Here is a 14,843-nt window from a genome sequence, read left to right on the forward strand (position 1 = left end):
CATGACTCACTTCCCGGAGTTCGAGGTGATCCCCGCCGTCGACATGCAGGAGGGCGAGGTCGTCCAGCTGGTGCAGGGCGAGCGCGGCACCGCCACCCGCTACGGCGACCCCGTCGAGGCCGCCCGACGCTGGATCGACGAGGGCGCCCGGACGCTCCACCTGGTCGACCTCGACGGCGCCTTCGAGGGCGAGCGCGTCAACGCCGCCGCCGTCGACGCCGTCCTCGACGCGGTGGACGTGCCCGTCCAGCTCGGCGGCGGGATCCGCACCGCCGACGACGCGATCGATCTGCTCGACCGCGGCGTCGACCGGGTCATCCTCGGCACCGCCGCCGTCGAGAACCCCGACATCGTCGCGGAGATCTCCGAGGAGCACCCCGGGAGCGTGACGGTGAGCCTCGACGCGAAAGACGGGGAGGTCGTCGTTTCCGGGTGGACGGAGGGGACAGGGCTCGATCCCGCGGAGGCCGCCGGCCGCTACGAGGACCTCGGCGCGGGCGCGATCCTGTTCACCGACGTGGACGTGGAGGGGCAGCTGGAGGGCATCAACCGCGAGATCGTCGAGCGCGTCGTCGACGCCGTCGACGTCCCGGTCGTCGCCTCCGGCGGCGTGACGACGCTCGATGACGTGCGCGCGCTACGCGAGGCCGGCGCCGCGGCCGTCGTCGTCGGCACCGCGCTGTACGAGGGACGGTTCACCCTCGCCGAGGCGCAGTCGGCCTGAGACGACGGCTCAGTCCCCGAGTCGTCGCGACGCGTACGCGACCGCCAGAACCGTCGCGGCCGCCATCAGAACCAGCCCGACCACGAGCCCCGTGTACGTCGCCGACGAGAGCGAGACGGAGCCGCCCGCGAACGCGAGCGCTGCCGGGATCCCCTCGTTCATGTGTGTCGATAACATGGATGGATCGACTTGAATCCCCGTCGAACAGCCGTCATACGGCCGGCAGGCGGCCAGCAGGTGACCACTGGACGGGCGGCAGGCGACCAGCAGGCGGCCGCCAGGCGGGACGGTAGTAGGCAACAGCGGACGGCTACTGGACGGCAGGCGGGCAGCGGATCCGGAGAGGCGCACGTCCGGCACCGCGACCCACGAAGCCGGAACCGTCTTGACCGCCGCCGCCGAGGCCTCGGCCATGAGCGACCGCACGGCGGCCGTCAGTCGGGAGACGGCCGAGACGGACATCGACCTCACGCTCGCGATCGACGGCGACGGCGACGGCGAGGTCGACACCGGCGTCGGCTTCTTCGACCACATGCTGACCGCCTTCGCCAAGCACGGCCTGTTCGATCTGACCGTCCGCTGCGACGGCGACACACACATCGACGACCACCACACCGTCGAGGACGTGGGGATCGCCCTCGGCGAGGCGTTCGCGGAGGCGTTGGGGGACAAGCGGGGCATCCGCCGCTACGCGGACCGGCGCGTGCCGCTCGACGAGGCGGTCGCGGGCGTCGTCGTCGACGTGAGCGGCCGGCCGTACTTCGAGTTCTCCGGCGAGTTCTCGCAGACGGAGGTGGGCGAACTGACCAGCGACATGGCCCGACACTTCGCGTACTCGCTGGCGATGAACGCCGGGCTGACACTGCACGTCGACGTCGAGCGCGGCGTCAACGCCCACCACGAGGTCGAGGCGCTGTTCAAGGCGCTCGCGCGGGCGCTGGACGACGCGACCCGCCTCGACGGGCGCCGCAGCGACACACCCAGCACCAAGGGCGACCTTTGAGCCGGAAAGACAGCGTACTCGCCGAGTCCGCTATTCCTTTATCAACTGACCGTTCTCCTCGGCGAGGACCCCGCGCTCGATCGCGTAGTCGAAGATCTCCCGTACGTCCTCGTCCTCGAGGTCGTAGGCGCCGGCCGCGAACTGGGCCACCTCGGCGCGGTCGACGGGGAACTCGCGGTTGTTGAGAAAGCGCATCACCTTCCGGAAGTCGACCGGTTCTTCGCCCGCGTCCGTCTCTGTCGCGCCCGAGCCGTCGTCCTCCGTCGCCGCCGCGCCGCCGTGGTCGTCCGCGGGACCGTCGGTCGCGTCCGCGGTGTCGTCCGCCGCCGTGTGGTCGGCGTCCGCCGTCGACGCGTCCTGCTCCGCAGGAGACGGGGATCCGTGTCCCGCCGCGTCCGTGGCGAGCGAAGTGCCGCCAGCGCCCGTGCCGCCGGCACCGAGGCGATCGAGGAGGGGAGCCAACACGCCGTCGAGCGTCTCCCGGCAGGAATCACAGAGGACGACGCGCATCTGTTCGTCGGAGGCGGGATCGAGATCCGCGGGGAGGACCTCGTAGGCGCCCGCGGCCGTCGCCCCGCAGAAGTCGCAGTCGAGTTCGCGCATGTGCGGGGCGTAGGTGGGGGGCGACAAGGGCGTTGCGGGCGAGGTGTGAGCGAAGCGAGCACCTCGAAAGCGAACGGTTACCACGACGTTCGATCGCCCAACACCGAACAGTTATGCCCGCAGGTGGGCGACGATGACCACGAATGTTCGACGAGATCCTGGGAAAGTTCGAGGGGTCGCCGGGGCAGCAGGCGGTGGTCAGGCTCCTGCTCGCGCGCGGCTTCTCCGTCAACGAGGAGGGGCGTGTCGTCTCCGGCGGCATCGAGATCCCCGACACCGGGATCGCTCGCGAGGCGGGCGTCGACCGCCGGGTCGTCGACGCGACGACGACCGCGATCCGCGAGGACGAGGAGCTGCGGCGGATCTTCGCCAACATCACCTCGGTGCCGAGCTTGATGGACCTAGCGCCGGTGCTCGGGCTCACCGTGCTCACCGTCGAGGTCGGCGACCCCGACGCTTCCGGCATCGTCGCCGATATCACGGGACTGCTCGCGGACGCCGGACTCTCGCTGCGGCAGGTGCTCTCCGACGATCCCGAGTTCGCCGACGAGCCGAAGCTGTACCTCATCACCGACGAGAAGCTGCCGGGCGACCTGCTCGTGTCGATCCGCGAGTTGGAGTACGTTCACAGCGTCGAGTTCTGACCGGCCGCCACGCCCGAGCGAGTCGCGGGGGGCGGGAGTTGCCCAGTTCGACGCGATAGTGTACCCACTGGAGCGCCGATCGGGTCGAATCGTGACGCCAGCCGAACCGTTATCCGTATGCTTCGTCCGTCCGCTCGCCACCGGACGGGTCGTAGCCGTCTCAGCCGTCCCAACCGGGCCGGAACGGATGATGGCTCGACCCCTCTCTCCCCGGGACGCGAAGTTAGCAACCGGCACGTCCCGGCTAAGCCGAGCGTTCGCGACTGCGACGCATCGTCCCCCCGTTCGACGGAAAGGTGACGTTTGGAGCCGCAGACCGAGCTTACGAGGGTTAACTATCTCTTCTGCTTTTCCCGCCATCTCCCCTCTCTTCATTCCCGAGAGGGACCCGATCATGACTGATCAAAACTACATCGACCAGCTACTCGGAGACGAGTCGCGTCGTTCGTTCATGAAGAAGAGTGCCGCGGCGACTGTCGCCGCCGGAGCCGCCTCGACCGGGACGGCCGCCGCACAGGAGGACGACGGCGACATCCTCACGGACGAGTGGAAGGGACTGATGTTCATCAACGAGTTCAACCCGAGGGCGCGCTTCTCGTTCGTTTCGCCCGTCGTCGAGTGGGTGCCGAACTACGGCGACGTCCGAGACAGTTTCTTCTCGGACTACAACACTCGGATGATCCGGTACGAGAACACCGGCGAGACGATGCGGCTGTTCGTCGCCGAAGACGCCGAGATCGGCGAGTACGACGACGACCTGGGCTTCGTCACCGACGCCGACGACGACGCTGAGCAGCCCCAACTGTTCGAAATGAACCGCGAGTGGACGCCCTTCGGGGACAACGAAGAGCTTATCACCGTCAACGTCAGCCCGGTCGACGAGGACGAGGAGGACCTCCTCCTCGATAACGATGACTGGTGGGAGGAGAGCGACAGCGACGACGGAACCTAGATCGGCACCGATACCGAGACCGACACCAACTGTCGGTCCCTACAGGCTCGTCTCCACGGAGCGTCCACTTTTTGACGGTCGAGGTAACGGCGACCGGTAGAGACGACATGTGGGGGTGACGAACGTGGGCGACGTGGCTCGAACCGACGGCGCTTTCACCGCGACTCGCCGAGTCGGGATATGGACGACCGAACCGCGAGTCTCCTGCGCGTGCTCGGCGTGCAGGCGGCGCTCGTTTCGGCGGCTATCCACCTGATCGAGGGGCTCCCGAGTCTGTTCGTCTACCTCCCGATACTGTCGGTTCGTGACCCCCGGCCGTACCTGTTCGTCCCCTCGGCGCTGCTGCTCGTCGCGCTCGCGACGGTCATCGTCCGCGGCTCGCACAACCGGCGGCTCTACTCGCTGAGCGCCGGCGTGTTGCTCACCTACTCCGCCGGGTACGCCTGGTGGCACCTCACCGATCACGGCGGCCTCCTCCCGAGACACGACGTGAGCGACCCGATCGGCGAGATCGCCGCGCACCTCGCGAGCGACCCGATCGCGCTGGTCTCGTTCGCCGCGCAGGCGCTCGGCGCGGCTGCGTTCCTCTCGCTGTTCGTCGCCGACCCCGGGCCACCGGCGAACGCAGCCGACGACGCCGGCGAGCCAACGACCGCCGTGGCGGGAGACGAGTAGCCCTTTCACGCGCCGTCGGGAAGGAAGGCCATGGGGACCCCCGAACCGTACCGCACCGTCGCCGACCGCGCGTCCGCGGAGTTCACGGTACAGGGGTCGCGATTCATCGGCCACCTCGCGCCCGCGGACACCGTCGACGAGGCGGAGGCGGTCGTCGACGAAGTGAGCGCGTCGTACGACGACGCGACGCACAACGTCCCCGCCTACCGCGTCCCGGCGGGCGACGGACCGTCGTCGGCGCCGGGCGAGGTGATGCTCCGGGAGTACTCGAGCGACGACGGCGAGCCCACCGGTTCGGCCGGCAATCCGGCGCTGAACGTGCTCCAACAGCAGGAGATCCGAAACGTCGTCGCCGTCGTCACGCGGTACTACGGCGGGACGAACCTCGGCGTCGGCGGGCTCGCACGGGCCTACTCCCGCGCGGTGAAGGACGGCCTCGACGCCGCCGGCGTCGTCGAGGAGGAACCGCACGAACGCGTTTCGCTCACGGTCGCGTACGACGACTCCGGGACCGTCAGGAGCGTCCTCGAATCGACCGGCGTCGAGTTCGACGCCGACTACGACGTCGAGGTCCGCTTCGACGCGCGCGTGCCCGTCGTCGATGCGCCGGAACTGCGCGATCGACTCCGGTCGGCGACGAGCGGCCGCGTCGACATCGAGTAGCCGGACCTCCCACAGCGCACGCTCGGAAGCCGCCGTCCCGTTCCGGGTTCCGAACGTACTTTGCGCGCGACTCCGACGCCGCGGTATGGACCATGTTCAGGCGAGCGACTTCCACGACATCGCCAAGCCGAGCGACCCGCGGGTCGCGCCGGACGGCGAGCACGTGGCGTTCGTTCGGAGCGTTCCCGACGACGACGAGTCCTACGAGTCGACGGTGTACGTTGCACCGACCGACGGCGACGACGATCCCCGACGGCTGACGCTGGAGGAGGGAACGGACGCCGAGCCCCGATTCTCTCCGTCCGGTGACCGACTCGCGTTCACCTCGACGCGCGGGAAGGACGACGACACCCAACAGCTGTGGCTGCTTCCGCTCGACGGCCCCGGCGGCGAGGCCGAGCAGGCGACCGACGTGGTCGGCGGCGTTACTTCGCTCGCGTGGAGTCCCGATGGGAGCCGGATCGCGTTCCTCCAGTCCGTCACCGAGGAGGACCGCGAGGAGGAGCGCGACCTGGAGGTACCCGAGGAGTACGAGTCCGAGGAGCCCGACCCGCGGGTCGTCGACCGGACCGTCTACCGCACCGGCACGGACTACTTCGACGGAAAGCGGCCGCAGGTGTACGTGCTCGACGTGGAATCGGGCGATCTCACGCGCGTCACCGACGGCGACCACGATCACGCGGGGCCGACGTGGGGCGACGACGAGACGCTGTACTTCACGGCGCAGAAGGCCGGCGAGGACCCGGACGACAACTACCAGATCGATATCGTCGCCTACGATACCGAGTCGGGCGAGACCGAGGACGTCCACCGGACTACGGGCTGGGGCGCGTCGCTTGCGGTCACAGACGACCACCAGATCGCCTACACGTACACCGAAGCCGAGCAGGCGAGCATTCAGCCGACCGAACTCCACGTGTACGACCGCGCGGCCGACGAGACGTACGACCTCACCGCCGACCTCGATCGCGGGCTGGGCTATGAGGCGGCCCCGCAGTGGGGTCCCGACGAGGAGCGCGTCCACTTCGCGACGCCGGATGAGGGAGCGACGAGCCTCTGGTCGGCCCCCGGCGACGCGAGCGAGTCGCCCGAGCGAGCGTACCGCGGCGGCGCCGTCAACGGCGCACACGTCGCCGACGGCGTGACCGCGATCACGAAAAGCGAGTGGGACCACCCCGGAGATCTCTTCCTTCTCGATGGGAGCGAGGAACGCCGGCTTACCCGCCTGAATCGGGAGTACCTCGACTCGGTCGCGGTCGGCGAGCCCGAACCGCTCGCGTTCGAGTCCGAGCAGGGACCCGTCGAGGGGTGGGTGCTGACGCCGCCGGAGTTCAGCGAAACCGAAACCTATCCGCTCGCCGTTGAGATCCACGGCGGTCCACACGCGATGTGGACCACGAGCGGGACGATGTGGCACGAGTTCCAGACGCTCGCGGCACGCGGCTACGTCGTCTTCTGGTCGAACCCGCGCGGGTCGAGCGGCTTCGGGGAGGAGTTCATGCAGGCTATCGAGCGCGACTGGGGCGACGTGACCCTCACCGACGTGATGGCCGGCGTCGAGGAAGTCGCGAGCAGGGAGTACGTCGACGAGACGAACGCCTTCCTCACCGGCGGCTCCTTCGGCGGCTACATGACCTCGTGGGCCGTCGGGCAGACGGACTACTTCCGTGGGGCCGTCTCCCAGCGCGGCGTGTACGACTTCACAGGCTTCTACGGCTCCACCGACGGGGCATACAAGCTGGTCGAAGGGGACTACGACACGATGCCATGGGAGGAACCGGAGTTTCTCTGGGAGCACTCGCCGGTCGCGTACGCGAACGAAGTCGAAACGCCGACGCTGCTGATCCACTCGGACCAGGACTACCGGACGCCGGACAACACGGCGGAACTGTACCACCGCATCCTGCGCAAGGCGGGCGTCGATACGCGGCTCGTGCGGTACCCGCGCGAGGGCCACGAACTGTCGCGCTCCGGCGAACCGGCGCATATCGTCGATCGGATCGAGCGCATCGCCCGCTGGTTCGACGGCTACTCGGAGTATCACGACGCCGAACGCGCGCTCGACCGTCCGGACGACGAGGGACTCAGCGCGGGCACGGACGACGGAGACGACGGCGGCGACAGGAACGACGGCGGCGACGGCGAATAAGCAACCGACGCGTCGAGCGCGGTGGCTACCGGCCCGCACGACTGCCGTCCGCTTTTGCGGCCGGTCGTCGTAGACACAGCCGATGACCGACGCTGTCGACTGCGCATACTGCGGCTGCGACGTGACCGCACACGATCCGGTGTACGTCCGCGAGAACGGCTCGGAGGGGGAGACGCCGTACTGCAACTACGGCTGCCTGTCGGCGCACATCGAGGAGGAGGGACTCGCGCTCGGAACGACCTGTTCGATCGGGGGCTGACAGATCAGGTTAGTCGACGATGATGTCGTTCTCCTCGTCGATCGTCACGTCCGGCTCTGACTGCATCTGTTGTTCGTAGCGATCGATCCAGTCGGCGAAGCAGCCCGGGCACAGGCGCTGCTCGTCGACCGTCGAGCGGTCGACAGAGAGCCGGATCGTTCGGGCGAGCGCGTCCTCCACCGACGATCCGCACGCGTCACAGGAGTCGGACATACCTTCGGCTGTGCGAGCCAGCGATTTAGTCGTTGCCTCGGGGTGTCGACGAAGCGACGGCTGCGAAGGGGCTGACAGGCGGCACGGTCGAACCGTGACGGGGGCGCCGCGCACCCGCGAACCCGCCACGGCCGGGGTCAGGTCACGACACGACTGGTCCCGCCATCGGATATGAACCCTCGCGCGCTAGCTCCACAGTTCGGGCGCCGGCACGTCCTCCTCGCGCGCGGTTCGCCACTCGTGCTCCGGACTCCAGTCGAACAGTTCGGCCGCCTTCGCTGTCGACAGCGCGGACTGTTCCCCGGAGAGCCGGCACTCGTCGGGGAGTCCCCCGAAGTGTTCCTCGACCGCCTCGGCGGTCGGTCGGCCGAGGTAGTTGTCAGCGGCGGCGGCGTGGACCGCCTCGTGGCTTCCGGGCGGGTCCGCAACCGCGCGAGCGGCGAGCGCGGTCACGTCGCGAACGTCGACGTAGGACCAGCAGTTGCCCGCGCCGTCGGCGAGCGCGTCGAAATCGCGGCAGGCATACTCGCCGGGATACTGGATCCACGACGGGCGGATCGACGTGACCGGGACGCCGTGGCGGCGGTGGACCATGTCCGCGATCTCCTCGGCGACGACCTTCCCGGTCCCGTATGGATCTTCGGGCCGCATCGGATGATCTTCGGTGATCGGGAGTTCGTCCGGAAGCGGCGTGTCATCGGCGAACGCGAGGCCGTAGGCGCTCTCGCTCGACGCCTGCACGACGGTCGCGTCCGCACGGCCGGCGGCGACGAGGACGTTGTACGCGCCGGCGACGTTGTCCTGAAAGACGCGACTCCCCGCGTGGCGCGTCGGCGACGGGTGTGAGCCCCAGTGGACGATCGCGTCCGGGTCGACCTCGCCGACGAGGTCGAACGTCTCGCCGGCGTCAGTGAGGTCGACGGCGCGGAAGTCGACGTTCTCGCGTGGAGTCACTTCGTAACCGGGGTGGTCGAGATCGACGCAGACGACCTCGTGGTCGTCGGCGAGCCGGTCAACGATCCAGCGGCCCGAGCGTCCGAGACCGCCGGTGACGATAACCGTCGGGATCATACGTTCGCGGTCGGACGGCAGCGTGAAAAACGAGGGCGGTTACTCGGAACCGGGGGCGGCTCGGGCGAGGCTCCGTGTCCGAGTCGGGGCGCGGTCGCTCGGGCGAGGCTCCGTGTCCGAGTCGGGGCGCGGTGCTCGCTTACGCGATCTCGTCGTACTGGTCCGCGAGCTTCCCGGCCGCCTCGTCCATGAGGTCGACCTCGTAGTCGTCCAGATCCCACTCGACGACCTCCTCGACGCCGTCGGAGCCGAGCTTCACGGGGACGCCGAAGGCGGTGTCCTCGTGACCGAACTCGCCCTCCAGCGCGACCGAGCCGGGGAGCACCTCGCCGGTGTCGCGGACGACAGCCTCGACCATGTGGGCGACGCCGGTCGCCGGGCCCCACTCGGTCGCACCCTTGCGCGAGATGACGTCCATCGCCGACTCCTGAAGGTCGCCGAGGATCTCCTCCTTCTCGTCGGCGGTGAACTCGGGGTCGGTCCCGTCGACGCGGACCTTCGAGAACACGGGCACCTGCGCGTCGCCGTGCTCGCCGAGGATCGTCGCCTCGACGTTCTTCACGGGCGCGTCGAAGCGCTCGGAGAGGACGTACCGGAAGCGCGCGGAGTCGAGGCGGCCGCCGAAGCCGATCACCTGCTCCCGGGCGCGCTCGCCGCTCTCGTACAGGTGGCGGTTGAGCAGGTCCACGGGGTTCGACGTGGTGATCGACACGAAGTCGTCGTTGTACTCGCGCAGCGACTCGCCGATGTCCTCCATGATCGGCGCGTTGTCGCCCGCCAGGTCGATCCGAGTCTGGCCCTCCTTGCGTGGGATACCCGCCGTGATCACGACCACGTCGGAGCCCTCGGTGGCCTCGTAGCCGCCCTGCCGGATCCGCGTGTTGGAGTCGTACGCGACTCCGTGGTTGGTGTCGGCGGCTTGGCCGATCGTCGTCTCTTCCATGTCGGGAATGTCGACGAACACCAGCTCGTCCGCGATACCCCGAAGCGCGATGTTGTAGCCGGCCGCGGCGCCCACGGTTCCCGCCGCGCCGATCACGCTGACTTTCGTCATATCACGTACATAGCGGACCGAGTCGCCAGTAAACGTTTCGAAACCGACGATCTCGGGTGCTGAACGACGTAGACAGGTTCGACGATCGACGACATCCCGACGCCGTGAGTCGGAAGCGCGCGACTGTGAATCGGAAGCGCGCGAGAGACTCACGCACGGGGCGCGCGAGCCAACGGGATTATCACCGCCCGCATAGCTACCTTCGAGCAACAATGGCTATCGAGGAGCGAGGGGACGCACACCTCATCACACACGCGCTGGCGAAAGACACGCTCTCTCGGCTGCGCGACGTGGAGACTGAGCAGGTCGCGTTCCGCAAGGGGCTGGTGAAGCTCGGTCGCATCTGCGGGTACGATATCATCGACGGCGCGATGGAAACGGAGTTCGTCTCCATCGAAACCCCGCTCGCGGAGACGACCGGCGAGCGCGTGAAGGGACTGGACAACGTCGTGATCATCAACGTCCTCCGGGCCGCGACGCCGTTCGTCGAGGGACTGTTGAAGGCGTTCCCGCGAGCCAAACAGGGCGTCATCTCCGCCGGTCGCAACGAGGAGGCCGGCATGGGCGAGGACGGCACCTTCCCCATCGAGATCGACTACACGAAGCTGCCGGACATCACCGAGGACGACACCGTCATCGTCGCCGACCCGATGCTCGCGACGGGCTCGACCATGTGCGCCGTCCTCGATCACGTGCTCGCCGAGAACTCGGAGCCCGAGGACCTGTTCGTGCTCTCGGCCGTCTCGGCGCCCGACGGGCTCACGCGCGTCGCCGAGGCGGTCCCCGAGGCCGACCTCCTCACCGTCGCCATCGACGACGAACTCAACGACGAGGGGTTCATCGTCCCCGGCCTCGGCGACGCCGGCGACCGCGCGTTCCGGACGCAGTAATCCGGACTCGCGGAACTCCTTCTTGGTTCAGCCGAACCTTCTTATCCGAACCCGGGACCATCCCGTCGCGTGACGTAACTGCGGCCGTCGGGGGACGAGGCGGGTGTGTGGTCCACCCCCGACGGCGGCGCTCGCGATCCGGGCCACCTGTCAGCCAGAAGCCGTGAAGTCCCCCGACTACAGCCGTGCCTGCAGCGCACGCACCGTCTCCTCGCCAACGCCGGGCACGTCGAGCAGATCGGACTCGCTGGCCGCGCGGACGTTCTCGACGGAGCCGAAGCGGCGGAGGAGTCGCCGCCGCGTCTCGGGGCCGATCCCGGGGACATCGTCGAGGACCGTCGAGACGTCGTCGCGGAGCGTCTGGTGATACTGGACGGCGAACCGGTGGGCCTCGTCGCGCACGCGCTGAAGGAGGTGAAGATGCGGGGCGTCGTCGTCCCAACGGTGCACCCCGTCGAGGGTGATCACCAACTCCTCCTCCTTGGCGAGCGCCACGACCGGAACCTCCCAGCCGGCCTCGGCGAGCGCGTCGCGGGCGGCACCGAGTTGGCCGTCGCCGCCGTCGACGAGCAGCAGGTCCGGGTCGGGGCGGTCGTCGCGTCCCTCGACGGCGCGCTCGGCACGCCACGTCACCAACTCGCGCATGTTCGCGTAGTCGTCGTTACGGTCAGTGAGCTTCTTCCGACGATAGTCGGCTGTCTCGGCGCTCCCGTCGACGAAGCACACGTCCGAGCCGACGACCTGCTTTCCCTGCGCGTGACTCACGTCGAACCCCTCGATACGCTCGGGGCGGTCGATCCCGAGCGCGTCCGCGAGCGCCGACAGCTCGTCGCGACGCGTCGGACCGCTGCGGGCGTTCTTCAGCGCGAGGTCGACGAGCTTCGCCTCTCGGCCGGTGCCGGGGACGCGGACGGCGACGCCCTCCGTCTCGAGCCACGCGAGCACGTCGCTGTCGGCCGGACGCTCCGAGAGCAGGATCGCGTCGGGAAACTCCCGCTCCGCGTAGTACTGAACGAGGAACGCTGACAACACCTCGGCGACTCGATCCTCGGCGTCCGGCGCGTCCAGTGAGTGGCGAGACCGGTCGACGAGTTGACCGCGCTCGCTGTGTAGACGGGCGACGACTGCCGAGTCGCCCTCGACGGCAGCGCCGAGCACGTCGACCGCGCGCTCGTCGGAGCGGTCGGCGACGGCCTCCTCGCCCTCGCCGTGGAACGCCTCGACGACAGCGAGGCGATCGCGGAGGTTCGCCGCGCGTTCGAACTCCTTCGCCTGTGCGGCCGCCTCCATTTCCCGGCGCAGGGGGTCGGCGAGCGCGCCCGTCTCTCCCTCGAAGAACCGGACCGCGGATTCGACGTCCTCGCGGTAGGACGCCTCGTCGATCTCGCCGGTGCACGGCGCGGAGCACAGCCCCATCTCGTAGTCGAGACAGGGCCGATCGCGGCCCTCGTACTTGTGATCCGAGCAGCCGCGCAGCCCGTACGTCTCGCGGATCGCCTTGATAACGGTGTCGACGCGGCCCTTGTCGGTGAACGGGCCGAAGACGGTGGCCGCCTCGTCGGGGTCTCGCGTCGCCTCGATCCGCGGAACCGAATGGTCGGTGAGTTGGACCAGCGGATACGACTTGTCGTCCTTGAGACGGACGTTGAAGCGCGGGTTGAGCCGCTTGATCAGGTTCGCCTCCAGCAGCAACGCCTGCGTCTCCGTATCGGTGACCGCGTAATCGAGCGCGTCCGCGCGGTCGACCATCCGTCGGACCCGAGCGGACCGCGGGTCGGCGTACGACGGTACCCGGTCACGAAGGGTGACCGCCTTCCCCACGTAGAGGACGGTGTCGCCGTCCAGGAACTGGTAGATCCCCGGCTCACGCGGGAGGTTTGCCGCGCGCTCGCGAACGGCGGTCGCGTCCATCGCGGGAAGGTGGGAACTCCGCGCGTTTGAGGGTGACGCGTCGAGAGCGTCGACGCACCACACCAAAGGGATGCGCGCGACCGATAGTATCATATGCGATTTCTGGACGGTAATGATTAAACGCGATTCACAAAGTCGTAGATGCATGCCATTACTCGCTCGCCTCCGTGCGTGGGCCACGGGGACGGATCCGAACGAGCCGCTGGCGGACGGCGGGGTCACCGTCCGATCTGGCGCCGATCCGACGGAAATACCCGAGTCAGACACCACTGACGAGGAGGACAACGAATTAAACGTCGACGACGACCTGTTGCTCGACGGGATGGGATCGCCCGTCTTCATGCTCGACGCAGACGGAGAGATCGTCGCCTGGAATTCGGCGATCGAGGAGCTGACTGGCGCGAGCGCCGAGGAAGCCGTCGGGCACGAGCACGCAAGCGAGATGTTCTACCCCGACGGTCGCCGGGCGGAGACGCTCGCCGACAAGGTGCTCGAACACCCCCAGTCGGTTCACGAGGAGTTCGGCGTCGACCTCGAGGACGAGTCGATGTGGCTGTACGCCGACACCAGCGTGATGACCGACCAGCACGGCGTCGACCGCGACATCTACTTCACGGCGATGCCGCTGTACGAGGACGGCGAGTTGGTCGCCGTCCTCGAGACGGTTCGGGATCGAACGGACCAGGTCCAGCGGCAGAAGGCGGTCGAGGGGCTCGTCGACGAACTCGGCGCGACGATGGGGTCGCTAACGGAGGGGAACCTCGGCGCGCGGGCGTCGTTCGAGGACGAGAACGACTGTCTCGACGACCGGCTGCTCGACGTTATCTGCGAGTTCAACGAGATGGCGAACGCCTTCCAGAAGACCGCCGCCGGCGTCGACGAGGGGACCGTCCGACTGGAGGACTCCGTCGAGGAGGCCGTCGACGCCGCCGAGGAGATCGCCGAGAACGTCGGCGAGCAGAACGAACTGCTCTCGGAGGGCGTCTCGGAGATGCAGACGTTCTCCGCGTCGATGGAGGAGGTCGCCGCGACCGCCGAGGAGGTCGACACGGCCGCCGAACAGGCACGCGACGCCGCGACCGAGGGCCTCGACGCCAGCGAGGACGCCCGCGAGGCGACCGAGGAAGTGACCGATATCGGCGAGGAGCTCGTTCACTCCGTCACGGATCTCGGCGATCGGATGGACGACATCGAGGCCGTGGTCGAGGTCATCTCCGACGTGGCCGAGCAGACGAATCTGCTCGCGCTCAACGCGAACATCGAGGCCGCCCGCGCGGGCAAGGACGGCGACGGGTTCGCGGTCGTCGCCGAGGAGGTGAAAACCCTCGCCGACGAGACCCGTCAGCACACCGAAGAGATCACCGGCAACATCGAGGAACTGCAGAGCCAGACCGACTCGACGGTCGTCGCCGCCGAGCAGAGCCACCAGCAGATCGACCACGCGGCCGACCAGATCGACGACGTGCTGGAGGCGTTCGAGGACATCGCGGCGTCCATCGACCAGGCCGCCGACGGCATCGCGGAGGTGTCGCGCGCGACCGACGACCAGGCGGCCACCGTCGAGGAGCTCACCGCGACCATCGAGGAGGTCCGCGAGCGGTCGAACGAGACCGAACACGCCGCCGACCGTATCGTCGCCGCGACCGACGACCAGAGCGAGGCGATCGCGGAGCTGTCCCAGCGCGTCGCCGAGCTCCGGGGAGAAAACGCCGAGAGCGCCGGCTTCCGTGCCGACGGCGGACGATCGACCGACCACGCCGGACGGACGGCCCCGTTCGAGACCGAGGATCTGGAGTTTCGAACCGACGGCGGAGTCACGATCGAACCGAGCGAGGAGACCACCGAAGAGACGGCCGAGGACGAGTACGGCGGGTTCGAGTTCGGCGTCTGACCGGAATCGATCTCTCTGCAGGCTCGACGCCTGAGAAGGCTCGTATCGAACCGGCCGGAACCGACGCGTTGGTCGCTCGCTTCCCCGTGTCAAGTTCCCGTGATCGTGCTCCTCCGACCCCCACAGCCTTTCTCGTCCGCG

General features: G+C 68.5%; 16 protein-coding genes. 10 read left to right on the top strand and 6 right to left on the bottom strand.

The features are described from left to right. Window position 1: 1 nt before the first annotated feature. On the top strand, window positions 2-724 hold the full coding sequence (hisA, locus tag ABJD39_RS07045; RefSeq protein WP_348613421.1) for a 1-(5-phosphoribosyl)-5-[(5-phosphoribosylamino)methylideneamino]imidazole-4-carboxamide isomerase: 723 nt from the start codon (window positions 2-4) through the stop codon (window positions 722-724). Between the two features lie 9 nt (window positions 725-733). Here hisA and ABJD39_RS07050 read toward each other — a convergent pair whose 3' ends face one another. Further along, window positions 734-1,138, bottom strand: a complete 405-nt coding sequence (locus ABJD39_RS07050) for a hypothetical protein (RefSeq protein ID WP_348613423.1) — start codon at window positions 1,136-1,138, stop codon at window positions 734-736. Between ABJD39_RS07050 and hisB the strand changes: the two genes are divergently transcribed. Next, window positions 1,137-1,727 (top strand): imidazoleglycerol-phosphate dehydratase HisB, encoded by a 591-nt coding sequence (gene hisB / locus ABJD39_RS07055; RefSeq protein WP_348613425.1) that lies wholly within the window; start codon window positions 1,137-1,139, stop codon window positions 1,725-1,727. The genes ABJD39_RS07050 and hisB overlap by 2 nt on opposite strands. 30 nt (window positions 1,728-1,757) lie before the next feature. On the opposite strand, the gene ABJD39_RS07060 is transcribed toward hisB, so the two are convergent. Further along, complete coding sequence (locus ABJD39_RS07060) at window positions 1,758-2,330, bottom strand: hypothetical protein (RefSeq protein WP_348613427.1); 573 nt, start codon at window positions 2,328-2,330, stop codon at window positions 1,758-1,760. A gap of 143 nt (window positions 2,331-2,473) precedes the next feature. On the opposite strand from ABJD39_RS07060, the gene ABJD39_RS07065 reads away from it, so the two are divergent. The 6 genes from ABJD39_RS07065 to ABJD39_RS07090 all read left to right on the top strand — a co-directional run bounded on the left by ABJD39_RS07065 (window position 2,474) and on the right by ABJD39_RS07090 (window position 7,672). Beyond that, window positions 2,474-2,974: an amino acid-binding protein gene (locus ABJD39_RS07065; protein WP_348613429.1), complete on the top strand. Its 501-nt coding sequence runs from the start codon at window positions 2,474-2,476 to the stop codon at window positions 2,972-2,974. Between the two features lie 394 nt (window positions 2,975-3,368). Then, entirely contained in the window at window positions 3,369-3,926 is a 558-nt protein-coding gene (locus ABJD39_RS07070; protein ID WP_348613431.1) for a twin-arginine translocation signal domain-containing protein, read from the top strand. A gap of 180 nt (window positions 3,927-4,106) precedes the next feature. Further along, complete coding sequence (locus ABJD39_RS07075; protein ID WP_348613433.1) at window positions 4,107-4,601, top strand: hypothetical protein; 495 nt, start codon at window positions 4,107-4,109, stop codon at window positions 4,599-4,601. A gap of 30 nt (window positions 4,602-4,631) precedes the next feature. After that, window positions 4,632-5,264 (top strand): IMPACT family protein, encoded by a 633-nt coding sequence (locus ABJD39_RS07080; RefSeq protein ID WP_348613435.1) that lies wholly within the window; start codon window positions 4,632-4,634, stop codon window positions 5,262-5,264. An 85-nt stretch (window positions 5,265-5,349) separates the two neighbouring features. Beyond that, window positions 5,350-7,413 (top strand): S9 family peptidase, encoded by a 2,064-nt coding sequence (locus ABJD39_RS07085; RefSeq protein ID WP_348613437.1) that lies wholly within the window; start codon window positions 5,350-5,352, stop codon window positions 7,411-7,413. Between the two features lie 82 nt (window positions 7,414-7,495). Then, window positions 7,496-7,672 carry a hypothetical protein gene (locus tag ABJD39_RS07090; protein ID WP_348613439.1) on the top strand — a complete coding sequence of 59 codons (177 nt, stop codon included), beginning with the start codon at window positions 7,496-7,498 and terminating at the stop codon, window positions 7,670-7,672. Window positions 7,673-7,681: 9 nt separating this feature from the next. Here ABJD39_RS07090 and ABJD39_RS07095 read toward each other — a convergent pair whose 3' ends face one another. The 3 genes from ABJD39_RS07095 to mdh form a co-directional block, all read right to left on the bottom strand. Beyond that, a complete protein-coding gene (locus ABJD39_RS07095; RefSeq protein ID WP_348613441.1) occupies window positions 7,682-7,885 on the bottom strand; it encodes a DUF7569 family protein in 204 nt (67 codons plus the stop codon). A 186-nt stretch (window positions 7,886-8,071) separates the two neighbouring features. Continuing rightward, complete coding sequence (locus tag ABJD39_RS07100; protein ID WP_348613443.1) at window positions 8,072-8,956, bottom strand: NAD-dependent epimerase/dehydratase family protein; 885 nt, start codon at window positions 8,954-8,956, stop codon at window positions 8,072-8,074. 139 nt (window positions 8,957-9,095) lie between these two features. Beyond that, on the bottom strand, window positions 9,096-10,010 hold the full coding sequence (gene mdh, locus ABJD39_RS07105) for a malate dehydrogenase (RefSeq protein WP_348613444.1): 915 nt from the start codon (window positions 10,008-10,010) through the stop codon (window positions 9,096-9,098). A 212-nt stretch (window positions 10,011-10,222) separates the two neighbouring features. Here mdh and upp point away from each other — a divergent pair, with 212 nt between their 5' ends. Beyond that, a complete protein-coding gene (gene upp / locus ABJD39_RS07110) occupies window positions 10,223-10,900 on the top strand; it encodes a uracil phosphoribosyltransferase (protein ID WP_348613445.1) in 678 nt (225 codons plus the stop codon). A gap of 177 nt (window positions 10,901-11,077) precedes the next feature. On the opposite strand, the gene ABJD39_RS07115 is transcribed toward upp, so the two are convergent. Then, window positions 11,078-12,811, bottom strand: coding sequence for an excinuclease ABC subunit C (locus ABJD39_RS07115; RefSeq protein WP_348613446.1), 1,734 nt, complete (start codon window positions 12,809-12,811; stop codon window positions 11,078-11,080). A 145-nt stretch (window positions 12,812-12,956) separates the two neighbouring features. Between ABJD39_RS07115 and ABJD39_RS07120 the strand changes: the two genes are divergently transcribed. Next, window positions 12,957-14,702, top strand: a complete 1,746-nt coding sequence (locus ABJD39_RS07120) for a methyl-accepting chemotaxis protein (protein ID WP_348613447.1) — start codon at window positions 12,957-12,959, stop codon at window positions 14,700-14,702. Window positions 14,703-14,843: the final 141 nt, after the last annotated feature.

This window comes from Halobaculum rarum, assembly GCF_040025155.1.
Lineage (GTDB): Archaea > Halobacteriota > Halobacteria > Halobacteriales > Haloferacaceae > Halobaculum > Halobaculum rarum.

Bases quoted from the DNA above. Each gene is read 5' to 3' on its own strand.
- mdh (WP_348613444.1), bottom strand. From the start codon at position 10,010: ATGACGAAAGTCAGCGTGATCGGCGCGGCGGGAACCGTGGGCGCCGCG.
- ABJD39_RS07060 (WP_348613427.1), bottom strand. From the start codon at position 2,330: ATGCGCGAACTCGACTGCGACTTCTGCGGGGCGACGGCCGCGGGCGCC.
- ABJD39_RS07120 (WP_348613447.1), top strand. From the start codon at position 12,957: ATGCCATTACTCGCTCGCCTCCGTGCGTGGGCCACGGGGACGGATCCG.
- ABJD39_RS07095 (WP_348613441.1), bottom strand. From the start codon at position 7,885: ATGTCCGACTCCTGTGACGCGTGCGGATCGTCGGTGGAGGACGCGCTC.
- ABJD39_RS07085 (WP_348613437.1), top strand. From the start codon at position 5,350: ATGGACCATGTTCAGGCGAGCGACTTCCACGACATCGCCAAGCCGAGC.
- hisB (WP_348613425.1), top strand. From the start codon at position 1,137: ATGAGCGACCGCACGGCGGCCGTCAGTCGGGAGACGGCCGAGACGGAC.
- ABJD39_RS07080 (WP_348613435.1), top strand. From the start codon at position 4,632: ATGGGGACCCCCGAACCGTACCGCACCGTCGCCGACCGCGCGTCCGCG.
- hisA (WP_348613421.1), top strand. From the start codon at position 2: ATGACTCACTTCCCGGAGTTCGAGGTGATCCCCGCCGTCGACATGCAG.
- ABJD39_RS07050 (WP_348613423.1), bottom strand. From the start codon at position 1,138: ATGGCCGAGGCCTCGGCGGCGGCGGTCAAGACGGTTCCGGCTTCGTGG.
- ABJD39_RS07100 (WP_348613443.1), bottom strand. From the start codon at position 8,956: ATGATCCCGACGGTTATCGTCACCGGCGGTCTCGGACGCTCGGGCCGC.
- ABJD39_RS07115 (WP_348613446.1), bottom strand. From the start codon at position 12,811: ATGGACGCGACCGCCGTTCGCGAGCGCGCGGCAAACCTCCCGCGTGAG.
- ABJD39_RS07070 (WP_348613431.1), top strand. From the start codon at position 3,369: ATGACTGATCAAAACTACATCGACCAGCTACTCGGAGACGAGTCGCGT.
- upp (WP_348613445.1), top strand. From the start codon at position 10,223: ATGGCTATCGAGGAGCGAGGGGACGCACACCTCATCACACACGCGCTG.
- ABJD39_RS07090 (WP_348613439.1), top strand. From the start codon at position 7,496: ATGACCGACGCTGTCGACTGCGCATACTGCGGCTGCGACGTGACCGCA.
- ABJD39_RS07065 (WP_348613429.1), top strand. From the start codon at position 2,474: ATGTTCGACGAGATCCTGGGAAAGTTCGAGGGGTCGCCGGGGCAGCAG.
- ABJD39_RS07075 (WP_348613433.1), top strand. From the start codon at position 4,107: ATGGACGACCGAACCGCGAGTCTCCTGCGCGTGCTCGGCGTGCAGGCG.